The organism is Embleya sp. NPDC050154 (assembly GCF_044460165.1).
Lineage (GTDB): Bacteria > Actinomycetota > Actinomycetes > Streptomycetales > Streptomycetaceae > Embleya.
On sequence record NZ_JBITJP010000011.1, the window covers coordinates 306,865 to 326,436 of the forward strand.

Annotated in this window: 22 protein-coding genes; 10 read left to right on the plus strand and 12 right to left on the minus strand. The window is 71.8% G+C overall.

What is annotated here, in order from left to right; genetic code table 11:
* Positions 1 to 2 precede the first annotated feature (2 nt).
* A complete protein-coding gene (locus tag ACIBSV_RS24550; RefSeq protein ID WP_395866425.1) occupies positions 3 to 1,439 on the plus strand; it encodes an aldehyde dehydrogenase family protein in 1,437 nt (478 codons plus the stop codon).
* Entirely contained in the window at positions 1,432 to 2,310 is an 879-nt protein-coding gene (locus ACIBSV_RS24555; RefSeq protein WP_395866427.1) for an aldehyde dehydrogenase family protein, read from the plus strand. The genes ACIBSV_RS24550 and ACIBSV_RS24555 overlap by 8 nt, the downstream gene beginning before the upstream one ends.
* A 68-nt stretch (positions 2,311 to 2,378) precedes the next feature.
* Here the strand turns inward: ACIBSV_RS24555 and ACIBSV_RS24560 are convergent, their stop codons facing one another.
* The 5 genes from ACIBSV_RS24560 to ACIBSV_RS24580 all read right to left on the minus strand — a co-directional run bounded on the left by ACIBSV_RS24560 (position 2,379) and on the right by ACIBSV_RS24580 (position 5,891).
* Entirely contained in the window at positions 2,379 to 2,516 is a 138-nt protein-coding gene (locus tag ACIBSV_RS24560; protein WP_395866429.1) for a hypothetical protein, read from the minus strand.
* Positions 2,517 to 2,665: 149 nt separating this feature from the next.
* Entirely contained in the window at positions 2,666 to 3,688 is a 1,023-nt protein-coding gene (locus ACIBSV_RS24565; RefSeq protein WP_395866431.1) for an endonuclease/exonuclease/phosphatase family protein, read from the minus strand.
* Positions 3,685 to 4,515 carry a hypothetical protein gene (locus ACIBSV_RS24570; protein ID WP_395866433.1) on the minus strand — a complete coding sequence of 277 codons (831 nt, stop codon included), beginning with the start codon at positions 4,513 to 4,515 and terminating at the stop codon, positions 3,685 to 3,687. The genes ACIBSV_RS24565 and ACIBSV_RS24570 overlap by 4 nt, the downstream gene beginning before the upstream one ends.
* A gap of 98 nt (positions 4,516 to 4,613) precedes the next feature.
* On the minus strand, positions 4,614 to 4,946 hold the full coding sequence (locus ACIBSV_RS24575) for a hypothetical protein (protein WP_395866435.1): 333 nt from the start codon (positions 4,944 to 4,946) through the stop codon (positions 4,614 to 4,616).
* 321 nt (positions 4,947 to 5,267) lie between these two features.
* The gene (locus tag ACIBSV_RS24580; RefSeq protein ID WP_395866437.1) at positions 5,268 to 5,891 is read right to left on the minus strand and encodes a SigE family RNA polymerase sigma factor; all 624 of its coding nucleotides are present in this window, start codon (positions 5,889 to 5,891) and stop codon (positions 5,268 to 5,270) included.
* Between the two features lie 166 nt (positions 5,892 to 6,057).
* Between ACIBSV_RS24580 and ACIBSV_RS24585 the strand changes: the two genes are divergently transcribed.
* The 5 genes from ACIBSV_RS24585 to ACIBSV_RS24605 all read left to right on the plus strand — a co-directional run bounded on the left by ACIBSV_RS24585 (position 6,058) and on the right by ACIBSV_RS24605 (position 10,520).
* Positions 6,058 to 6,735, plus strand: coding sequence for a response regulator transcription factor (locus ACIBSV_RS24585; RefSeq protein WP_174861367.1), 678 nt, complete (start codon positions 6,058 to 6,060; stop codon positions 6,733 to 6,735).
* Positions 6,732 to 8,384, plus strand: a complete 1,653-nt coding sequence (locus ACIBSV_RS24590; protein ID WP_395866439.1) for an ATP-binding protein — start codon at positions 6,732 to 6,734, stop codon at positions 8,382 to 8,384. The genes ACIBSV_RS24585 and ACIBSV_RS24590 overlap by 4 nt, the downstream gene beginning before the upstream one ends.
* 23 nt (positions 8,385 to 8,407) lie before the next feature.
* Positions 8,408 to 9,058, plus strand: a complete 651-nt coding sequence (locus ACIBSV_RS24595) for a hypothetical protein (RefSeq protein WP_395866441.1) — start codon at positions 8,408 to 8,410, stop codon at positions 9,056 to 9,058.
* 101 nt (positions 9,059 to 9,159) lie between these two features.
* On the plus strand, positions 9,160 to 9,351 hold the full coding sequence (locus ACIBSV_RS24600) for a PspC domain-containing protein (protein WP_395866443.1): 192 nt from the start codon (positions 9,160 to 9,162) through the stop codon (positions 9,349 to 9,351).
* A gap of 134 nt (positions 9,352 to 9,485) precedes the next feature.
* Positions 9,486 to 10,520, plus strand: a complete 1,035-nt coding sequence (locus tag ACIBSV_RS24605; protein ID WP_395866445.1) for a trypsin-like serine peptidase — start codon at positions 9,486 to 9,488, stop codon at positions 10,518 to 10,520.
* Positions 10,521 to 10,735: 215 nt separating this feature from the next.
* On the opposite strand, the gene ACIBSV_RS24610 is transcribed toward ACIBSV_RS24605, so the two are convergent.
* The 3 genes from ACIBSV_RS24610 to ACIBSV_RS24620 all read right to left on the minus strand — a co-directional run bounded on the left by ACIBSV_RS24610 (position 10,736) and on the right by ACIBSV_RS24620 (position 13,527).
* Positions 10,736 to 11,134, minus strand: a complete 399-nt coding sequence (locus ACIBSV_RS24610; protein WP_395866447.1) for a hypothetical protein — start codon at positions 11,132 to 11,134, stop codon at positions 10,736 to 10,738.
* A 219-nt stretch (positions 11,135 to 11,353) separates the two neighbouring features.
* Positions 11,354 to 12,487 (minus strand): adenosine deaminase, encoded by a 1,134-nt coding sequence (locus ACIBSV_RS24615; RefSeq protein WP_395866450.1) that lies wholly within the window; start codon positions 12,485 to 12,487, stop codon positions 11,354 to 11,356.
* Positions 12,488 to 12,552: 65 nt separating this feature from the next.
* Positions 12,553 to 13,527 (minus strand): LysR family transcriptional regulator, encoded by a 975-nt coding sequence (locus tag ACIBSV_RS24620; protein WP_395866452.1) that lies wholly within the window; start codon positions 13,525 to 13,527, stop codon positions 12,553 to 12,555.
* A gap of 63 nt (positions 13,528 to 13,590) precedes the next feature.
* On the opposite strand from ACIBSV_RS24620, the gene ACIBSV_RS24625 reads away from it, so the two are divergent.
* Both ACIBSV_RS24625 and ACIBSV_RS24630 read left to right on the plus strand, forming a co-directional pair.
* Positions 13,591 to 14,898 carry an MFS transporter gene (locus ACIBSV_RS24625; protein ID WP_395866454.1) on the plus strand — a complete coding sequence of 436 codons (1,308 nt, stop codon included), beginning with the start codon at positions 13,591 to 13,593 and terminating at the stop codon, positions 14,896 to 14,898.
* Between the two features lie 66 nt (positions 14,899 to 14,964).
* Complete coding sequence (locus ACIBSV_RS24630) at positions 14,965 to 15,135, plus strand: hypothetical protein (protein ID WP_395866456.1); 171 nt, start codon at positions 14,965 to 14,967, stop codon at positions 15,133 to 15,135.
* A 9-nt stretch (positions 15,136 to 15,144) separates the two neighbouring features.
* Here the strand turns inward: ACIBSV_RS24630 and ACIBSV_RS24635 are convergent, their stop codons facing one another.
* On the minus strand, positions 15,145 to 15,543 hold the full coding sequence (locus ACIBSV_RS24635; RefSeq protein WP_395866458.1) for a winged helix-turn-helix transcriptional regulator: 399 nt from the start codon (positions 15,541 to 15,543) through the stop codon (positions 15,145 to 15,147).
* Positions 15,544 to 15,611: 68 nt separating this feature from the next.
* Here ACIBSV_RS24635 and ACIBSV_RS24640 point away from each other — a divergent pair, with 68 nt between their 5' ends.
* A complete protein-coding gene (locus ACIBSV_RS24640; RefSeq protein ID WP_395866460.1) occupies positions 15,612 to 16,325 on the plus strand; it encodes a nitroreductase family protein in 714 nt (237 codons plus the stop codon).
* A 166-nt stretch (positions 16,326 to 16,491) separates the two neighbouring features.
* On the opposite strand, the gene ACIBSV_RS24645 is transcribed toward ACIBSV_RS24640, so the two are convergent.
* The 3 genes from ACIBSV_RS24645 to ACIBSV_RS24655 are packed head-to-tail and all read right to left on the minus strand — an operon-like array spanning position 16,492 to position 19,544.
* Positions 16,492 to 17,778 carry a thymidine phosphorylase gene (locus ACIBSV_RS24645; RefSeq protein WP_395866462.1) on the minus strand — a complete coding sequence of 429 codons (1,287 nt, stop codon included), beginning with the start codon at positions 17,776 to 17,778 and terminating at the stop codon, positions 16,492 to 16,494.
* A gap of 54 nt (positions 17,779 to 17,832) precedes the next feature.
* The gene (locus tag ACIBSV_RS24650) at positions 17,833 to 18,222 is read right to left on the minus strand and encodes a cytidine deaminase (protein WP_395866464.1); all 390 of its coding nucleotides are present in this window, start codon (positions 18,220 to 18,222) and stop codon (positions 17,833 to 17,835) included.
* A gap of 5 nt (positions 18,223 to 18,227) precedes the next feature.
* Positions 18,228 to 19,544 (minus strand): ABC transporter permease, encoded by a 1,317-nt coding sequence (locus tag ACIBSV_RS24655; RefSeq protein ID WP_395866466.1) that lies wholly within the window; start codon positions 19,542 to 19,544, stop codon positions 18,228 to 18,230.
* Positions 19,545 to 19,572 lie beyond the last annotated feature (28 nt).

Genomic DNA, 19,572 nt, shown 5'->3' on the forward strand with positions numbered 1-19,572 from the left:
CCATGGGCAACCCATTCGAGTACGCGCCCGCGCCCGAGTCGCGCGCGATCGTCGACATCGCCCCGGCGTACGGGCTGTTCATCGACGGAAAGTTCGCCGACGCGGCGGACGGCGGTCGGCTCAAGACGGTGAACCCGGCGACCGAGGAGGTGCTGGCCGAGATCGCGGTCGGCGGCGAGGCGGACGTGGACCGCGCGGTCAAGGCCGCGCGCAAGGCGTTCAAGTCGTGGTCGGCGCTGCCCGGCGCGGAGCGGGCCAAGTACCTGTTCCGGATCGCTCGGCTGATCCAGGAGCACGGGCGCGAACTCGCGGTCCTGGAGTCGATCGACAACGGCAAGCCGATCCGCGAGTCGCGCGACGTGGACATCCCGCTGGTCGCGGCGCACTTCTTCCACTACGCGGGGTGGGCCGACAAGCTCGCGCACGCCGGCTTCGGGTCCGACCCGAAGCCGATCGGTGTGGCCGGTCAGGTCATCCCGTGGAACTTCCCGCTGCTGATGCTGGCCTGGAAGGTGGCGCCGGCCCTCGCGGGCGGCAACACCGTGGTGCTCAAGCCGGCCGAGAGCACGCCGCTGACCGCGCTGCGATTCGCCGAGATCTGCGTCGAGGCCGGGCTGCCGGACGGTGTGCTGAACATCGTCACCGGCGCCGGCGAGACCGGTCGCGCGCTGATCGCGCACCCGGACGTGGACAAGGTCGCGTTCACCGGCTCGACCGCCGTGGGCAAGGAGATCGCCCGCACCATCGCGGGCACCCGCAAGCGGGTCACCCTCGAACTCGGCGGCAAGGCAGCCAACATCGTCTACGACGACGCCGCGATCGACTCCGCCGTGGACGGCATCGTCGAGGGCATCTTCTTCAACGGCGGCCAGGTCTGCTGCGCCGGCTCGCGGCTGCTGGTGCAGGAGTCGGTGGCCGAGGAGCTGCTGGCGAGCCTGACCCGGCGGATCAAGACGCTGCGCGTGGGCGACCCGCTGGACAAGAACACCGACGTCGGCGCGATCAACTCGGCAGCGCAACTCTCCCGGATCCAGGAACTGGTCGCGGCGGGCGAGGCCGAGGGCGCCGAGCGCTGGTCGTTGGCCGGCGAGCTGCCCGGCAAGGGCTTCTGGTTCCCGCCGACGGTGTTCACCAACGTCACGCAGGCACACCGGATCGCCCGGGACGAGATCTTCGGCCCGGTGCTGACCGTGCAGACCTTCCGTACCCCGGCCGAGGCGGTGGAGAAGGCGAACAACTCCGCGTACGGCCTGTCCGCCGGCGTGTGGACGGAGAAGGGCGCCAAGGCCCTGTGGACCGCGCAGCGGTTGCGGGCGGGCGTCGTGTGGACCAACACGTTCAACAAGTTCGACCCGGCCTCGCCGTTCGGCGGGTTCAAGGAGTCGGGCTTCGGCCGCGAGGGTGGCCGCCACGGGCTGGAGGCCTACCTCGATGTCTGAGCGCCTTGAGGTGTTGAAGACCTACAAGCTGTACGTCGGGGGCAAGTTCCCCCGGTCCGAGAGCGGGCGGGTGTACGCGGTGACCGACAGCAAGGGCCGGACCCTGGCGAACGCGCCGCGCGGCAGCCGCAAGGACGCCCGTGACGCGGTCGTCGCGGCGCGCAAGGCATTCCCGGGTTGGTCGGGCGCCACCGCCTACAACCGGGGTCAGATCCTGTACCGGATCGCCGAGATGCTGGAGGGTCGGCGCGAGCAGTTCGCGACCGAGGTCGCCGCGGCCGAGGGCATCGGCCGGACCAAGGCGCTCGCGTCGGTGGACGCGGCCGTGGACCGCTGGGTCTGGTACGCCGGGTGGACCGACAAGCTCGCCCAGGTCGCGGGCGGCGCCAACCCGGTCGCGGGTCCGTTCGCGAACTGGTCCACGCCCGAACCCACCGGCGTGGTCGCGGTGATCGCCTCGCAGCGCTCGTCGCTGCTGGGCCTGACGAGCGCGGTCGCGCCGGTGATCGCCACCGGCAACACCGCCGTCGTGCTCGCGGCCGGCGCCTCGGCGCTGCCCGCGTTGTCCTTCGCCGAGGTGCTCGCGGTGTCCGACCTGCCGGGCGGGGTGATCAACATCCTGACCGGACACCCGGCGGAGATCGCCCCGACGCTCGCGTCCCACCAGGACGTCAACGCGATCGACCTGACCGGCGTGGCGCCGGACGCGGGAGTCGCGTCGGCGCGCGACCTGGAGATCGCGGCGGCGGACAACCTCAAGCGCGTGTTGCGCCCCGAGGCCAAGGAGCCGGACTGGTCGGCGGACCCGGGCACGGGTCGGATGCTGGCGTTCACCGAGACCCGCACGGTCTGGCACCCGACCGGGCACTGATCGCCGGAGCGCTCCGGGCGGCGACAGCGCGAGGACCGTCACCCACGCGGGTGACGGTCCTCGCGTCTTCAGGCCGCGAGCACGCGATCGGCGCGGGTCTGCGTCGCCGGGCCCTTCGCGTCGGCGGGCCGCCGGGTGGAGAGCTTCCAGGTGGCCGGGACGCGGACGATCACGACGACGGCGAAGAGGGCGAACAGAGCGGACATGCGATCGAATCCTCGCAGTTGCGAAGGTGTGGTCGCCGGGCGAACCGCCTTGCGAGACTCGACGCCGGCCGCGCGCGGCGACCGTCTCGGGCCTGTTGACGCGGCGTCGACGCTGGTGAGGGCATTCCCGACGGGATCTTGACAAGTGGTCAGCGCAGCGACAGCTCGGCGATCACCGCGGCGTGATCGGTGTGCGGCACGCGGTGTTCGGACACCGAGACCACCTCGATCCCGCCCGTGACCAGCACGTGGTCGATCCCGAACAGCGGCGGCAGGCCGTGGAAGTACGCCATCGGCCAGGTGCGCGCCAGGACCCGGCCGCGCTCCTCGTGCGCGTCCCGAAGCCCGGCGCCGGTGAGCGCGCGGAACGAGGCGTTGTCCGAGGTCGCGTTGAAGTCGCCGAGGAAGATCGCGGGCAGGGTGCGCCGCTCCGCCTCGCGGCGCAGCGCGTCCATGTCGTGGGCCCACTTCCCGGCCTGCCCGCGCATCGGCGGGATGGTGTGCACGCCCTGGATCCGGACCGGGCGCCCGGACACCTCCACGGTGGCGCCGGGCATCGGCATCGTGGTCCGCTCGGGCAACAGCCGCTCCTCGGTCAGCGGCCGGCGCGCGTAGATCGCCAGTCCGGCCGCGCCGGGCTCGCCGGTCCCGGCCGAGTACGGGAGTTCCCGGGTGAGGCCGGCCCGCTCCAGGCCCGCCGCCAGTTCGGGCGTCAACTCCTCCACGGCCAGCACGTCCACCCGCTCGCGGCGCACCAGGTCGGTGATCCGTACCGGATCCGCCTTGCCGAAGTAGGCGTTCGAGGTCATCACGCGCAACCGCGCGCCGCCGGGCGCGGGAGCGTCGGCAGGGGTCAGCCTCGGCAACATCCACAGGGTGTGGACGACCACCAGACCCAGCGCGACGAGCAGGGTCAGCCGCATCCGCAGCAGCGCGGCCCCGAGCAGCACGAGCACCGAGGCCGCCGCCGCGTACGGGGCGAAGACGGTCACGATCGCGACCGGCCACATCGCGTCGAACACGAGCAGCCGCGCCCCCGTCACCAGCACCGCGCCCGCGAAGATCAGGCCGACCACGCTGCGGCCGAACGTGCGGGTGCGCCGGCGCAACCGCCACAGCCGAGGCGGCGGCGGGATCTCCCGCACCGACTCGGTCTCGACCTCGGCGGTCACGGCCGGGTCCCTCCGTGTGTGGGTGGCGCCGGCGGAGTGGCCGGCCGGGGCGGCACGGCCGGGGTGCCGGTGCCCGGAGTGCTCGCGGAGACGACGGTCTGCGGGCCGGTCTCGGAAACGGCGGCCCGTGGCCCGGTCGCGGCGCCGTGCGGCGGCGTGGACGCCGGCTCGGCACTCGGTTCGGAACCCCTCGCCCGGGTCCGGTCCGCGTCCGTCGGGGTGACGTGTTCACCGGTGGACCCGGCGTACCGGGTGCCCGTCCCGGAGTACGCCGGGTACTGCCCGGACGTGCTCACCGGTTGGCCGGCGCCCGTCGCGTCCCGCCCGTGCGAGAGCCACTCCTGATGCGGCAGCGACTTGCCGCGGGTGACCGTCGGCGTGACCGGCGCGCCCAGGACCACGATCAGGAACCAGGCGCACAGCGCGAACATGACCAGGACACCCACGTTGATCGCGCTCTGTTCGACCCGGGCCCCGGCCGGTATGTCGGCGAACCCGCCGCCGTCGTAGGCGAGCCCGCCCAGCGCCGCGGTAAGTCCCACGGCGCCCTGTACGGCGAGCACTCCGAGCGCGACACGGGTGATCACCCGGGCCCTGGGCGTGGGCCGGCCGGCATGGGTCGCCAGCAGCACCGCGCCTGCGAGCAGCACCGGCGTGAGCACGTCGAGCAGGGCGGACTGACCGCCGTAGGCACGCGCCCGGAAGCCGTGCACCCCCGAGCCCACGCCGAACAGGACGCGCAACGCGTCGACCGCCAACTGCAGTGCCACGAAGCCGACCAGCGCCCATGCCGCCGGTTCCCGCAAACGATCCGTTTCCTGCCGCATCCGACTGCCTCCCCGTGGCCGTGTTCGCGGCTCAGGGTAGACGGGCACGGGCCTCGCGGCAGGGCGCCGACGGGCGCCGGGTGCGGTGGCCGGCCGGCTCAGAGCCGATCGAGCGCTTCCTGCACGGTCATCCCGTCGGCGAGGTCGCCGGTGACCAGGCTGGTGCCGACCGGCGTGTCACCCACGTCGGTGCCGACGCTGTTGGACAGCGGGTTCAGGCCGCCGCCGTTCATCGGGTTGAGTTGCGCGCGCTCCACGACGCCGAGCACGGCTCCGGTCGCCGCGGCGGCGCCCTGGCCGGCCGCGGGCACGTCGGTACGGGAGATCTCGTCGGGCGCGACGGGCGCGGCCGTGGCGCTCCCGGCGATGCCGAACGCGGCGGCGGCGCCGAGGGATGTGGCGGCGAGCACGGTGCGAAGAACGGAGGACATGGCGGTGGCCCTTCCCAGTCGACTAGGAGATTGACCACGCAACGTAGCCACTCGGCTACGTCGAGCGCAATTCGGCGCCCCGTGCGCCGATGTCCCGAATTCGCTCCCAATTCGACGGAACCGTCACAGCCCCATCCGCCGTCCCTGCCGATGACACACCTTCGGCCCGGGACGCATCGACACCGGTACGACGCACAACTGCACAGGGATACCGCGACACGAGAGAAAGACGTGGGCGAGCGAGTGCGCACGGCGCACGCGGATCGCGAACACGAGTGGGATCGGCCGACCGGGCACAGCTCGGGCGACGAAGTCCCGGGCTCAGGCGACGAGTTCGGCGAACGCCTCGTCGGCACCGAAGCTCAGCGCGTCGTCCTCGCGCAGCCGGCGCAGCGCGCGCCAGATGCTCGACTTGACCGTGCCGACGCTGCATCCGAGCACCTCGGCCACCTCGGGGTCGGTGCGACCCTCGTAGTAGCGCAGCACCAGCATGGTGCGCTGCGGCTCGGGCAGCTTGGCCAGCGCGCGCCAGAGCACCGCACGCAACTCGGTGTCGCCCATCGAGTCCGAACCGTCCGGACGCTCGGGCAGCTCCTCCGAGGGGTACTCGTTGATCCGGCGACGACGCCAGGCCGATATATGCAGGTTGGTCATCGTGCGGCGCAGGTAACCGCCCAGCGCGGCCTTGTCCTGGATCCGACCCCACGCCTGGTACGTGCTCATCAACGCGCTCTGCAACAGGTCCTCGGCCTCGTTGCGGTCACCCGTGAGGTGGTACGCGGTGGCGAACAGCGCCGACCGGCGCTCACGGACATACGCGGTGAATTCGTCGTCGACACTGTCCGTGCACGAAGCACTACGCGCGTTGCCGTTCAGCGGGGCAAGGGCGACGACGGTACGGCGGTTGTCCTTGCGGATGCCCTGCGACTGCGTCTGGGACTGCATGACTTCTCCCCCGGTTCGGCGCTCGTTCACGATGTACAGCCTGCTGGGCGGGCTTCATCGTCAGGTCGGCGAGCTGTCACAGGTATGCAACAGCGACCTCGGGCGGCGAACCGGAAGGGGCCTCCCCGTGTTCTTCCCAGCCGTGACGTCAGACACAATGGCCTGCGTGCCCTACCTGCTGCTTATCGAGGATGACGAGTCCGTACGAACCGGACTCGAACTCGCCCTGGGGCGCCAGGGCCATCGCGTGGTCACCGCCGCCACCGGTGAGGCCGGCCTGGAACGGTGGCGCGAGCAGCGCCCCGACCTGATCGTGCTCGATGTGATGTTGCCGGGCATCGACGGCTTCGAGGTGTGCCGGCGGATCCGCCGCACCGACTCGCTGCCGATCATCCTGCTCACCGCGCGCAACGACGACATCGACGTGGTGGTCGGCCTGGAGTCCGGCGCCGACGACTACGTGGTCAAGCCGGTCCAGCCGCGCGTGCTGGACGCCCGTATCCGCGCGGTGTTGCGCCGCGGCGAGCGCGAGGTGTCCGACGCGTCGGTGTTCGGCGACCTGGTGGTCGACCGCAACGCGATGACGGTGACCAAGGCCGGCGAGGAGCTCCAGCTCACCCCGACCGAGCTGCGGCTCCTGGTCGAGCTGAGCCGGCGGCCCGGTCAGGCGCTCTCCCGGCAGCAGTTGTTGCGCCTGGTGTGGGAGCACGACTACCTCGGCGACTCGCGCCTGGTGGACGCGTGCGTCCAGCGACTGCGCGCCAAGGTGGAGCAGACCCCGTCCGCGCCGACACTGATCCGCACCGTCCGGGGCGTCGGCTACCGCCTCGACCCGCCCCAGTGACGGGCCGGCCGCCGCTGGTACGCCGGATCGTCCGCCGGGTCGCCCCGACCCTGAAGCTGCGCTCGTTGCGGTTCCGGGTACTCGTCGCCTTCGCGCTGGTCGCGTTGATCGCCGCGGTCGCCGCGTCCGGCATCGCCTACTGGCTGACCCGGACCGCCGTGCTGGAGCGCGCGCAGGACTCGGTGCTCACCGAGTTCCGAGACAACCTCGGCCGAGTCTCCGCGGGTCTCCCGGAGCACCCGGACCAGGCCGATCTGGGGCCCGCCGTCGACCAGATGCGGGAGAGCAGTTTCGGCTACTCCGTGGTCCTGGTCGGCACCGACGGCCGCCCGGTCGCCTCCGACCCGACCCGGTTCCCGCTGGAGCGGGTGCCCGCGAAGCTGCAGCGCGTGGTGCAGACCGCGGACGGCGGTGGCGGCTTCCACATGTACTTCCAGCGGATCGACATCGAGGGACAGCCCTACCTGGTCGGCGGCACCAAGGTGGTGCCCAACGGGCCCACCGGCTACATGTTCAAGTCGCTCAAGGACGAACAGGCCGACCTCAACTCGCTGGCCCGCTACCTGATCGTGGGCACCCTGCTGGCGCTGGGCGCGGCGGCGGTGGTCGCGCTGTTCGCCGCGCGGCACATCCTGCGCCCGGTACGCCGGCTCGGGCACGCCGCGCGCGAGCTGGGCGCGGGTCGCCTGGACACCCGGCTGGACGTGCGCGGCTCGGACGAACTCGCCGACCTGTCCCGGACGTTCAACGACGCGGCGGAGAAGCTGGAGCGCAGCGTCGCCGAGTTGCGCGCGCTGGAGTCGTCCTCGCGCCGCTTCGTCGCGGACGTCTCGCACGAACTGCGCACCCCGTTGGCGGCGATGACCGCGGTCAGCGAGTTGCTCGAGGAGGAGGCGGACAGCCTCGGCGAGCAGGGCGCGCCGGCCGCCCGGTTGGTGGTCGCCGAGATCGAGCGGCTGGCCACGCTGGTCGAGGACCTGATGGAGGTGTCCCGCTTCGACGCGGGCACCGCCGCGCTGGTCGCGGACGAGGTGGACATCACCGACCTGGTCACCGCGTGCCTGGACGCGCGCGCCTGGATGGACGCGGTGGACCTTCGGGCACCCCGGGGCATCCTGGCCCGGGTGGACCCGCGCAGACTGGACGTCATGGTCTCCAACCTGGTCGGCAACGCGTTGCGGCACGGCGGCTCGCCGGTGACCGTCGAGATCCACCACGAACCGCGCGTGGCGATACCCGGAATGCTCGCCGGTCCGGAGGAGGATCTCGTGATCGAGGTCTCCGACACCGGCCCGGGCATCCCCGAGGACGTACTGCCGCACGTGTTCGACCGGTTCTACAAGGCGGACAGTTCGCGGGCGCGGTCCGAGGGCAGCGGGTTGGGACTGTCCATCGTGATGGAGAACGCGCGGATCCACGGCGGTACCGCGTACGCGTCGAACATGCCGGGCGGCGGTGCCAAGTTCACCCTGCGCCTGCCGCTGGTGCCACCCGAGCTCGAAGAGATAATCGACCCGGACGAGGGCGTCGAGGACGACGGTGTGCACGCCGACCTGGACGCCGAGAACGCGGAGCACCCGGAGCACGCCGGCGCCGACCTCGGCGGCAACGGTGCCGGCACGCACGACGAGCGAGGAGACAGGCGTTGAGACCCCGCCGGCGGCTTCCGATCGTGATCTTCGCGACGACCGGGGTGCTCGCCGCGCTCACGTCGTGCGGGATCCGGCCGACCGAGGGACCGGTGGGGGCCGGGAAGCCGGCCAATCGTACGGCGCCGTCCGCGCAGAGCCGGCTGCCCGGCTCGGAGCGGCACATCGTCTACCTGGTGAAGGACAACCGGCTCCAGGCGCTGCCCCGGGGCGGGCGGTTGGTGCTGCGGCCCGCCGAGGCGGTCCCGGACAAGCCACGCACCGACCAGGTCAACCAGCTCCTGGAGGAGTTGCACCTGGGCCCCAACGACGCCGAGGCGTTGGAGGGGTACACCACCGCGCTGCCCGCCGGCGGCCTGATCGCGGCCGACCGGCGCGAGGGTGACCCGCCCACCCTCTTCCGGCTGGACGCGCCGCTGTCGGCGCTGGCCACGATCGCGCTCGGGCAGGTGGTCTGCACGCTGCAGAGCGCGTCCGGCGGCGACACGGTGCTGCTCGCGGGTCGGCGCACGCCGCCGGAGAGCTACCGGTGCGAGAACTACCTCGACATCAGCCGCAAGACCACTGCCACGCCGTCCCCCGGCGCCCGGGCCTCCGGTCCGCCGTCGGCGTTCGACAAGGACTGGCCGCAGTCCCGCCCCTCCGGGAAGACCCTTACTCCCCAAGGCGGATGAGCAAGGCGGGTCCTGCGATGGATGTGGCCGGGTCCGAATCGTCCTACCTTCGAAGTACGACGACGCCGCGTCAGGCGCCGCCGCATCGAGGAGGAACCGCCATGACCATGAGCACCGCGACCCTCAGTCGCCCGCGTCACGGCCGCCGGATCGCCGGCGTCTGCGCCGGCATCGCCCGCCGCTACGGCTGGTCCGTCACCACCGTCCGCGTGGTGTTCGTGCTCTCCTGCCTGCTGCCGGGCCCGCAGTTCCTGCTGTACATCGCGCTGTGGATCCTGCTGCCCCAGGACTGAGCCGGGCGGGACGGGGCAACGGCCCGACCGCATCGGCGCCTATCATCCGATCAACGGATGGGTAGGCGGTTCGATCGAGTGGTCTCGCGGGACCGGAGGGTTCCGGGCCGTGCGCTCGGTCGGGGGGCGGGGACATGCAACCGGGAAGCACGCACAACAAGAACCTCATCATCACGATGTCGGTGTTCGCCGGCGTCCTGGTGACCCTGGTCGGGCTGGTGCTCAGCGGCACGCTGGCGGTCGAGGCCGGGCGCACCCAGGCGATGAACTCGAAGCAGTACAGCGACAGGGACGTCGAGGACACCCGGGGGTTCTGGGACCAGGACCGGCAGGACGAGGCCAAGCCCCGGGGCGCGGAGATCTCGCCCGACCAACAGCCGCCGCAGTTGCCCGACCAGGAGCAGCAGCGGCCCGAGGCGGACTACCGCCAACCGCCGACGATCCAGGCGCGCCGGGTGACCCCGCCGTACACCGAGCCCGACACGGCGATCCGGGGCAAGATCTTCTTCCGGACGCCGGAGGGCGTCGCCGAGTGCAGCGGCACGGTCGTGCACCACTCCACCGGCAACATGGTGTGGACGGCGGCGCACTGTCTGCACGGTGGCCGGGACGGGGACTTCTACGACAGGGTCACCTTCGTGCCCGCGTACAACGGCGCGGGTCGCACCCCGGCGGAGCGCGAACCGTACGGACGGTGGCCGGCCCGGCGGATCACGGTGAGCAACCAGTGGGCGCAGAACGCCGATCCGGGCGGCAGGGACGCGAGCGCGTCACCGTTCGACTACGGCGCCTTCATCGTCGACTCGCGCGGCGGGCGCACTCTGGAGGACACGGCGGGGGCGGGCGCGGACGTGCTCTGGAACGCGCCGCGACACCTTCGCGTGCAGTCGTTCGGCTACCCGGGGGACACGCCCTACGACGGCACCGCGCTCTACACGTGCTCGTCGCCGACCACGGACTTCCGTGAGGACGGCTGGCCGCAGCCGGACATGTTGTGGATGGGCTGCACGATGACCGGCGGGTCCTCCGGCGGCGGCTGGTTCGCCGAGGTGGACGGGCGAAGTTACCTGGTGAGCAACGTCTCGCTGGGGGTGACCACGCGGAACTCGCGCACCATGACGGGGCCGTATCTGGGCGATGTGGCGAAGGACATGTACGACTCGCTGTGACGGGTCGCCGGCCGGTGACGGGTCGGCGGCGGGTGAGGGGGCGGGGCCGGCGGGCCGAAGCCGTGCGGGCACGGCGACGCCGTGCGTGCGGCACGACGAAGCCGTGTCCTCGCGCAGGATCGACGCGCGATGGACACGGCCCGTGGCACGACAGGACCGACCGGTTCCGCGCCGACGACCCGGCCCGGCGGCAGGTGCGGAACCCGATGCGGGTGTCAGAGAGAAAGGCCACCCAGCGGCAGGTCCCCGAGCGGCGTACCACCAAGCGGCGAGGACTCGCCCGTCGGCAGCGTGTTGAGCGGCGAGCCCAGGCCGCCCTTGGCCGGGGCGCCCTGCGCGGCGAAGCCGGTCATACCCTGCTCCATGCTGCGGGCCATGGTCCCGGCCGTGTGGCCCGGGGTGAGCACCTCGCCGACGGGGAGCTGGTCGGTGACCTGGGACAGCGGGAACGGCGCGGCGGCATCCGGCAGGGCCGCCTGGGCCGTTGCGGCGGCCGGGGCCAGTCCCTCGACCAGGTCGGTCACCGGCATGGCGCTCGCGGAGCCTGCGGCGCCCGCTGCCATTGCCGCGCCGAGCCCGGCCGTGATGGCCGCCTTACGCGTTACCGATCGCATGTGCATCCTCGGTTTCTCGATTCGGGCGGGGCGAGACACACCCCGTTACGAAGTGAGACCGCAACGTAGCGAATCGGACGCGGAATGCGCAAAACATCCCCTTCGAGTCCGGCCGGACCGTTGGCCCGAACCCGGAGGGGCCTCGGGGTGCGCCCGCGATCCGAACCGGTCTTAACCCGTCTGAACCGGACTGAATCGGTCGGGCGCACCCACGAAAGGTCAGTTCCGACCGAAAAGCCATTCCGACTTGAGCGCGGCATAGCCGGGCTTGATCACCTCGTTGATCATCGCGAGCCGCTCGTCGAAGGGCAGGAAGGCGCTCTTCATCGCGTTCACGGTGAACCAGGCCAGGTCGTCCAAGCCGTAGCCGAACGCCTCGACGAGGTGCTCGAACTCCCGGGTCATCGACGTACCGCTCATCAAACGGTTGTCAGTGTTCACGGTCACCCGAAAATAGAGTCGGCGCAGTAGGCCGATCGGGTGATCCGCGTAGGACGTGGCGGCGCCGGTCTGCAGATTCGAGGTCGGGCACATCTCCAGCGGGATGCGCTTGTCGCGCACGTATGCGGCGAGCCGGCCGAGTTCGACACCGCCGTCGTCCTTGGCCGTGATGTCGTCGATGATCCGCACGCCGTGGCCCAGGCGGTCCGCGCCGCACCACTGGAGCGCCTGCCAGATCGACGGCAGGCCGAACGCCTCGCCGGCGTGGATGGTGAAGTGGTTGTTCTCCCGCTTGAGGTACTCGAACGCGTCCAGGTGGCGCGTGGGCGGGAAGCCCGCCTCGGCGCCGGCGATGTCGAAGCCGACCACGCCCATGTCGCGGTGCCGGTTGGTGAGTTCGGCGATCTCCAGCGAGCGGGCCGCGTGCCGCATCGCGGTGAGCAGCGCGCCGACCTTGATCCGGTTGCCCGCCTCGGCCGCGCGGCGCTCGCCCTCGCGGAAACCCGCCTCGACCGCCTCGACCACCTGGTCCAGGGTCAGGCCGGCTTCCAGGTGTTGTTCGGGGGCGTAGCGGATCTCGGCGTAGACGACACCGTCGGCGGCGAGGTCCTCGGCGCATTCGGCGGCGACCCGGAACAGGCCCTCGCGGGTCTGCATCACCGCCACGGTGTGGTCGAAGGTCTCCAGGTAGCGCTCCAGCGAGCCGGAGTCGGCTGCCTCGCGGAACCACGTGCCGAGCGCCTCGGGGTCGGTGTCGGGGAGGCGGTCGTATCCGATTGCCTCGGCGAGTTCGATGATCGTGGCGGGGCGGAGCCCACCGTCGAGGTGGTCGTGGAGCAGGACTTTGGGTGCGCGCCGGATCTGCTCGACCGTGGGCGAGGCAGCGGGCGTGTTCGGGTGACTGCTGTACATGAAAGGACTTTACTGCCTACGCGCGTAGATCATCTGCTCTTCGTCGGGCCGGCTTTGCGGGTGGCCTACCGGGCGGCTTGTGGCGGCGCCGGGTCGCGAGGGGTGGGCTGGGCATGCTCGGGGTGCAGGAGATGGCCGCGGCGGCCGAGGGCGAATTCGCGGAACAGGCGTACGGGGGTGGTTTCGGGGCGGGCCGGCATCCAGGCGAGGCCGATCGTGCGGAAGGCCCGGGGGGCGGTGACGGCCAGGTGTACGGTGCCCGGGCGCGGGGCGTCGGGGGCGGGCAGCAGCGACACGCCCAGGCCCGCCGCGACCAGGCCGCGCAACGTCTCGGCCTCCTCGCCCTCGAAGGCGATCCTGGGCACGAACCCCGCCTCGGCGAACAGCGCGTCGGTGATCCGGCGCATCCCGTAGCCCGGCTCCATGCACACGAACACCTCCTCGGCCGCCTCGGCCAACCGCACCCGGCGGCGGTGCGCGAGCCGATGGTCGGCCGGCACCACCAGGTAGAGCCGCTGATCGTCCAGCGCGCGCACGGCCAGGTCCGGCGCGTCCGGCAGCGGCGCGGTCAGGCACAGGTCGAGTTCGCCGGCCCGCATCCGCTCCAACATCGCCGAGGCGGAGTCCTGGACCAACTGGAACCGGATTCCGGGGTGGTGTACCCGAAAGGCGCGCAGCAGGCCGGGCACCGCCTCGGGGCCCATCGTGTGCAGGAACCCGAACGCGACCTTGCCGCGCGCCCCACCCGCGTCCTCGATCACCTCGTCCAGCCCGCGCTCCAGCAGCGCGAGCGCCTGTTCCACGTAGCCGAGCAGGGTGTGACCCTGCCGGGTGAGCGCGACCCCGCGCCCGGTCCGGGCCAGCAGCGGGACACCCACGTCGGCCTCCAGTCGGGCCATCGTGCGACTGAGCGTGGGCTGCGGAACACCCAGCCCGGCGGCGGCCCGCGTGATGTGCTCCTCGCGTGCGACCGCGGCGAATTGCGTCAGGAGCGGGGCGATGGCCGCGGAAACCTCGGCTGATCTGCTGTCATACGACACAGCATGGATTGTGGCCTAAACATGCATTGGACGCATGAAACGACGCGGCCTAGTTTCGTACACATGCCCGCATCGAACAGTGCTTCGGACCCCGCCCCAACCACCGACCCGATCACCGCCGCTCCCGTCCGGCACACGCGCGGCTCGCGCGCCTACCGTCGGGTCAACCTGGCACTGTTCGCCGCGGGCTGTTCGACCTTCGCGATGCTCTACGCCACCCAGACGCTGCTGCCGGAGTTGTCCGACGGGTTCCACCTGGACCCCGCGACGGCCAGCCTGTCCGTGTCGGTGACCACCGGCGCACTGGCCCTGGCGGTGATCCCGGTGAGCATGTTGTCCGAGCGGTGGGGCCGCTCCCGGGTGATGACGATCTCCGTGTTCGGCGCGGCCCTGCTGGGCGTACTGGCCGCGTTCGCACCGGACTTCGGCACCCTGGTGGCGCTGCGCGCGGTGCAGGGCGTGGCGCTGGCCGGGTTGCCCGCGACCGCGATGGCCTACCTCGCCGAAGAGGTCGACGGCCCCTCGCTCGGCTCGGCGATGGGCTTGTACGTGGCGGGCAACAGCATCGGCGGCATGGGCGGCCGACTGGTCACCGGCCTGGCCTCGGACCTGGGCGGGTGGCGGGTCGCGCTGGTGGCTGTCGGCCTGCTGGCGCTCGGGTCGGCGGTCGCCTTCCGGGTATTGCTGCCGCCGTCGCGCAACTTCACCCCCTCGACCATGACCGCCCGGCAACTCACCGGCGTGCTGCGCTCGCACCTGGCCGATCCGGTGCTGCGCCGGCTGTACCTGCTCGGCATGGTCTTCATGGCGGCGTTCGGCACGGTCTACAACTACCTCGGCTACCGGCTGCTCGCCGAGCCGTTCGGGCTGCCGCAGACGGTGGTCGGCGCGATCTTCGTGATCTACCTGGCGGGCACCTTCAGTTCGGCCGCGTCGGGTCGACTGGTCGGCCGGATCGGGCACCGCGCGACGTTGTGGGCCGCGGCGGCGATCACCGCCGCGGGCGCGCTGCTGACCCTGCCGGACAACCTGGCGCTGGTCGTGGTGGGCCTGATCGTGCTCACGGCGGGTTTCTTCGCGGGCCACTCGGCGGCCAGTTCGGCGGTGGGCCTGCGGGTCACCGAGGGCCGCGCGCAGGCGTCCGCGCTGTACCTGGCGGCCTACTACCTCGGCGCGAGCGTGGGCGGACCGATCGGCGGCGTCGCCTTCCACGGTCACGGCTGGGCGGGCGCGGTGCTCCTCGTGCTGGTGCTGATGGCGGCGGCGGGGTGGGTGGCCTTCGGGCTCAACGGCCGGGTGACCGGCGCGGCGACGGCGTCCGCGGCGATCCGGCGGCGGCCCCGCGCGCAACACGTGCGCTCCACCGCCTGAACGGTGCGCACAGGCCGGTGGAGGGCCCGATCGGGCCCTCCACCGGCTTTGGCATGCCGGGGCGCCATGGACGAGCGGCACGACCCGTCCCCGGGACCCCGCCCGGGCGACCGCGACGACTTCGGCCGGGTGTACCGACCGCACACCGTGCGCGCGGGCTGCGCGCTGCTCGGCTGCCTGTTCGTGATCCTCGCCTCGGCCGTGGCGATCACCGCGCTGCTCCTGCGGGCATTGTGACCGACGCGGTCAGTAGCCCTGCGCCGCCTTGCGCTCGGCGGTCACGATCCTGGCCCGCTCGATCTCGTTGATGTGCGTCTCGGTCCACTCGCGCAGCGCGCGGATCGGCCCGCCCAGGCTGCGGCCGAGCTCGGTGAGTTCGTAGTCCACCCGGGGCGGGATGGTCGGGGTCACCGTACGCAGCACGAAGCCGTCCGTCTCCAGGCTGCGCAGGGTCTGCGTGAGCATCTTCTGCGACACCCCCTCGATCCGCCGGCTCAGGTCCGTGTACCGCATCGTGCCGTCCCGCAGCGCGTCCACGATCAGCACCGTCCACTTGCCGGCGATGTGGTCCAGCACCTGACGCGTCGCGCACTTGGCGCTGTAGACGTCGGCGGGGAGGCCGACCGATTCGACGATGGTCACCATGAGAGGAGAGTAGCGCACCAATTAGTGCCTACTTCCCACTGGAGAGTGACTCTCCAAGAATTGTGGCCATGAGCAACCACACGTCGAACACCCGCACACCGGCCGACCACGGGTCGGGCAACGGCACTGCGATCCGGGCCCACTCGGTGGCCGAGGCCATCCGCACCCGCCGCACCGTCCGCCACTACCGCCCCGAGCCGGTCCCCGCCGAAACCCTGCGCACGCTGCTCGAACTCGCCGTCGAGGCCCCCACGAGCTGGAACCTCCAGGACCGTTCGATCGTGGTGGTCACCGACGACGCGGGCCGCGCGGGCCTGATCGAGGCCACCGGCGGCCAACCGCAGGCCCTGGAGGCGCCGGTCCTGCTGGTCTTCGTCGCCGAGCCGCAGGCCTGGCGCGAGGAGCGTGCCGACGTGTACGCGTCGGCACGCCGCAACGGCGCCTGGAGCGAGGAGTTCGTGACCATGTTCGCGGCCGCCTCCCAGGAGTTCCAGCAAGGCCTGGCGGCGCGCGGGTTGTTGCGCGAGTACGCGGTCAAGGACGCGATGATCGCCGCCACGTACGTCATGCTCGCCGCGACCGAACTGGGTCTGGCCACGTCGCCGATGAACGGCTGGGACGAGGACCTGGTCAAACGGGCGATCGGCGTCGCGGACCGCGACGACCTGGCGATCGCGCTGATCGTCGCCGTCGGCCGACCGGCCGAGGAGCGGCGCCATCCCGGGCGCCGGGCCCTGGAGCGCAACGTCTTCCACGGCCGATACGGCGCCGCGGGGTCGTAACCGGGATCCGTCCCGGGATCTCGGCGGGTCCGTCGGCGCGCGGGAGGACCGATGTGTCGTGCCCCGGGTGCCGCGCGGACGGCTGCCGGACGCGAGCCTGCCCGTACACGAACGGGCCCTCGGCTCCCGGTCGGGAGTCGAGGGCCTCGTCGTGCGCGGGGGAGCGTCAGGCCGTCGGGCCGATCCGGTCGATCAGGATCGGGGTGGCCTCGAAGGCGGTGCCGGCCGGCGCGATCGTGACCGCGTCGGCGAGGATCTCGCTCGCGTAGTCGAACCGCTCCGGCGTGTCCGTGTGCAGAGTCATCAGCGGCTGCCCGGCGGTGACCATGTCGCCCGGCTTGGCGTGCAGTTCGACGCCCGCACCGGCCTGGACCCGCTCCTCCTTGCGGGCCCGGCCCGCGCCCAGGCGCCAGGCCGCGACGCCGACCTCGTAGGCGTCCATCCGGGTCAGCACGCCGGACGAGGCCGCGGTGACCACCTGGGTCTCGCGCGCCACCGGCAGCTTCGCGTCCGGGTCGCCGCCCTGGGCCTGGATCATCCGGCGCCACACGTCCATCGCGGAGCCGTCGCGCAGCGCGTCCGCCGGGTCGATCCGGGTCTGCCCGGCCGCCGCGAGCATCTCGCGCGCGAGCGCGAGGGTCAGCTCGACCACGTCCGCCGGACCGCCGCCCTCGAGCACCTCGACCGACTCGCGGACCTCCAGCGCGTTGCCCGCGGTCAGCCCCAACGGGGTGGACATGTCGGTCAGCAGCGCGACCGTCTTGACCCCGTGGTCCACACCCAGCCGGACCATGGTGCGCGCCAGTTCGCGCGCGTCGGCCAGGTCCTTCATGAACGCTCCGGAGCCGACCTTGACGTCGAGCACCAGCGCCCCGGTGCCCTCGGCGATCTTCTTGCTCATGATCGAGCTGGCGATCAGCGGTATGGCCTCGACCGTGCCGGTCACGTCGCGCAGCGCGTACAGCTTCTTGTCCGCCGGAGCGAGACCGTCGCCCGCCGCGCATATCACCGCGCCGACGTCCTCGAGCACGCGCATCATCGCGTCGTTGGACAGCGCCGCACGCCACCCGGGCACGGCCTCCAGCTTGTCCAGCGTTCCGCCGGTGTGGCCCAGCCCGCGCCCCGACAACTGCGGGACGGCGACGCCGCACGCGGCGACCAGCGGCGCGAGCGGCAGGGTGATCTTGTCGCCGACGCCACCGGTCGAGTGTTTGTCCGCGGTCGGCCGGGACAGCCCCGAGAAGTCCATCCGCTCGCCCGAGGCGATCATCGCCTCGGTCCAGCGGCTGATCTCGGTCGCGTTCATGCCGTTGAGCAGGATGGCCATCGCGAGCGCGGACATCTGCTCGTCCGCGACCTCGCCGCGCGTGTACGCATCGACCACCCAGTCGATCTGAGCCGCCGTCAGTTCACCGCGGTCCCGCTTCGTACGGATGACCGAAATCGCGTCCATGCTGTCCGTTCTCTCTTGGCCGCCGAGGCGACCTGTTCGGGTCACGAGCTCGTGCTAGCGAAGATCGTCGGGCCCGAAGGCATCCGGCAGGATCTCCCGCAACGGCCGTACCCCGTGCTTGGTTTCCAACAACATCTCGGCGCCGCCGTGCTCCCACAACAGTTGTCGGCAGCGCCCGCACGGCATCAGGACCGCGCCCTCGCTGTCCACGCAGCAAAACGCCACGAGCCTGCCGCCGCCGCTCGCGTGCAGCGCGGACACCAGGCCGCACTCCGCGCACAACGTGAGACCGTACGACGCGTTCTCCACATTGCACCCGGACACGATCCGGCCGTCGTCCACCAGCGCCGAGGCGCCGACCGGATACTTCGAGTACGGCGCGTACGCACCCCGCATCGCCGCGGTCGCCGCGTCCCGCAGCGCGCGCCAATCAATCTCCGGCACCCCCGTCAGCCCTTCGTGTAGGGCTTGTTGGCCGCCGCGGGCGCGCGCACCTTGCCGACCAGACCGGCCACCGCGAAGATCGTCACGACGTACGGCATCATCTGCAGGAACTGGCTCGGGATCGACGTGTTCAGCGGCTGCAACGACGTGGCCAGCGCGCTCGTGAAGCCGAACAGCAGCGCCGCGGCCACCGCGCCCAGCGGACGCCAGCGCCCGAAGATGACCGCCGCCAGCGCGATGTAGCCCGCGCCCGAGGTCATGTCCTTCGAGAACGTGCCCACCGTGCCGATGGTCAGGAACGCGCCGCCGATGCCGGCGATCAGGCCCGCCATCATCACGTTGCGGTAGCGCGTCGCGTTGACCTTGATGCCCACCGTGTCCGCCGCCGTCGGGTGCTCGCCCACCGCGCGGGCCCGCAGACCCCAGCGGGTGTGGAACAGGCCGAGCTGCACGATCACGACCAGCGCGTACATCAGGTACACGATGATGTTGACGTCGAACAGCACCGGGCCGATCACCGGGATGTCGGCGAGGCCGGGGATCCGGATGTTCTCGAACACGCCCGGGTTGTTGTAACCCTCGGGGTCCTTCTGCAGGAGCTGCGTGTACAGGAAGCCGGTGATGCCGGTGACCAGCAGGTTGATCACCACACCGAGGACGACCTGCTCGACCAGGTAGCGCACCGCGAAGACCGCGAGCAGGGCGCCGATCAGCCCACCGGCCACGGCACCCGCGGCCAGCCCCGCCCACAGCGACCCGGTGACCGAGGCGGTGAGCGCGGCGGCGAACGCGCCGAACAGGAACTGACCGTCGATGGCGATGTTGACCACGCCGGAGCGCTCGCCGATCACGCCCGCGAGCGCGCCGAGCACGAGCGGCACGGCGGCCAGCAGCGTGTTCTGCAGGGCGCCGGCGAAGGACATCTGCTTGCCCGCGACCGCCCACACGAGGAACGCGATCACGAACGCGACCAGGAACAGCGCGATGCTCAGGCGGATCGCCAGGCGCGAGCGATCCAGCGCGATCCGCAGCCCGCCCGCGATCATGCACACCACGGACATCGCGATCGCGACGGCCCGCGCGGGCAGCGACAGGTCGCCGACCTCGGTGGTGTCGCGGTTGGGCACGTTCATCCCGAAGACCGCGTCGACGCCGCTCTTGGTACCGAAGCCGAACGCCCACAGCGCGTACAGCCCGACCAGGACGAAGCCGATGCCCGTGATCAGGGCCTTCTTGCGAGCCGCGGCCCGCACCACGTCGGCGGCCTCGCCGGTGGGGTTCACCGGTGCCTCCACGTGGGGGGCGATCACGGTGTCCGCCACCTGCGTGCCTCCTTCAGGGTTCCGCTCG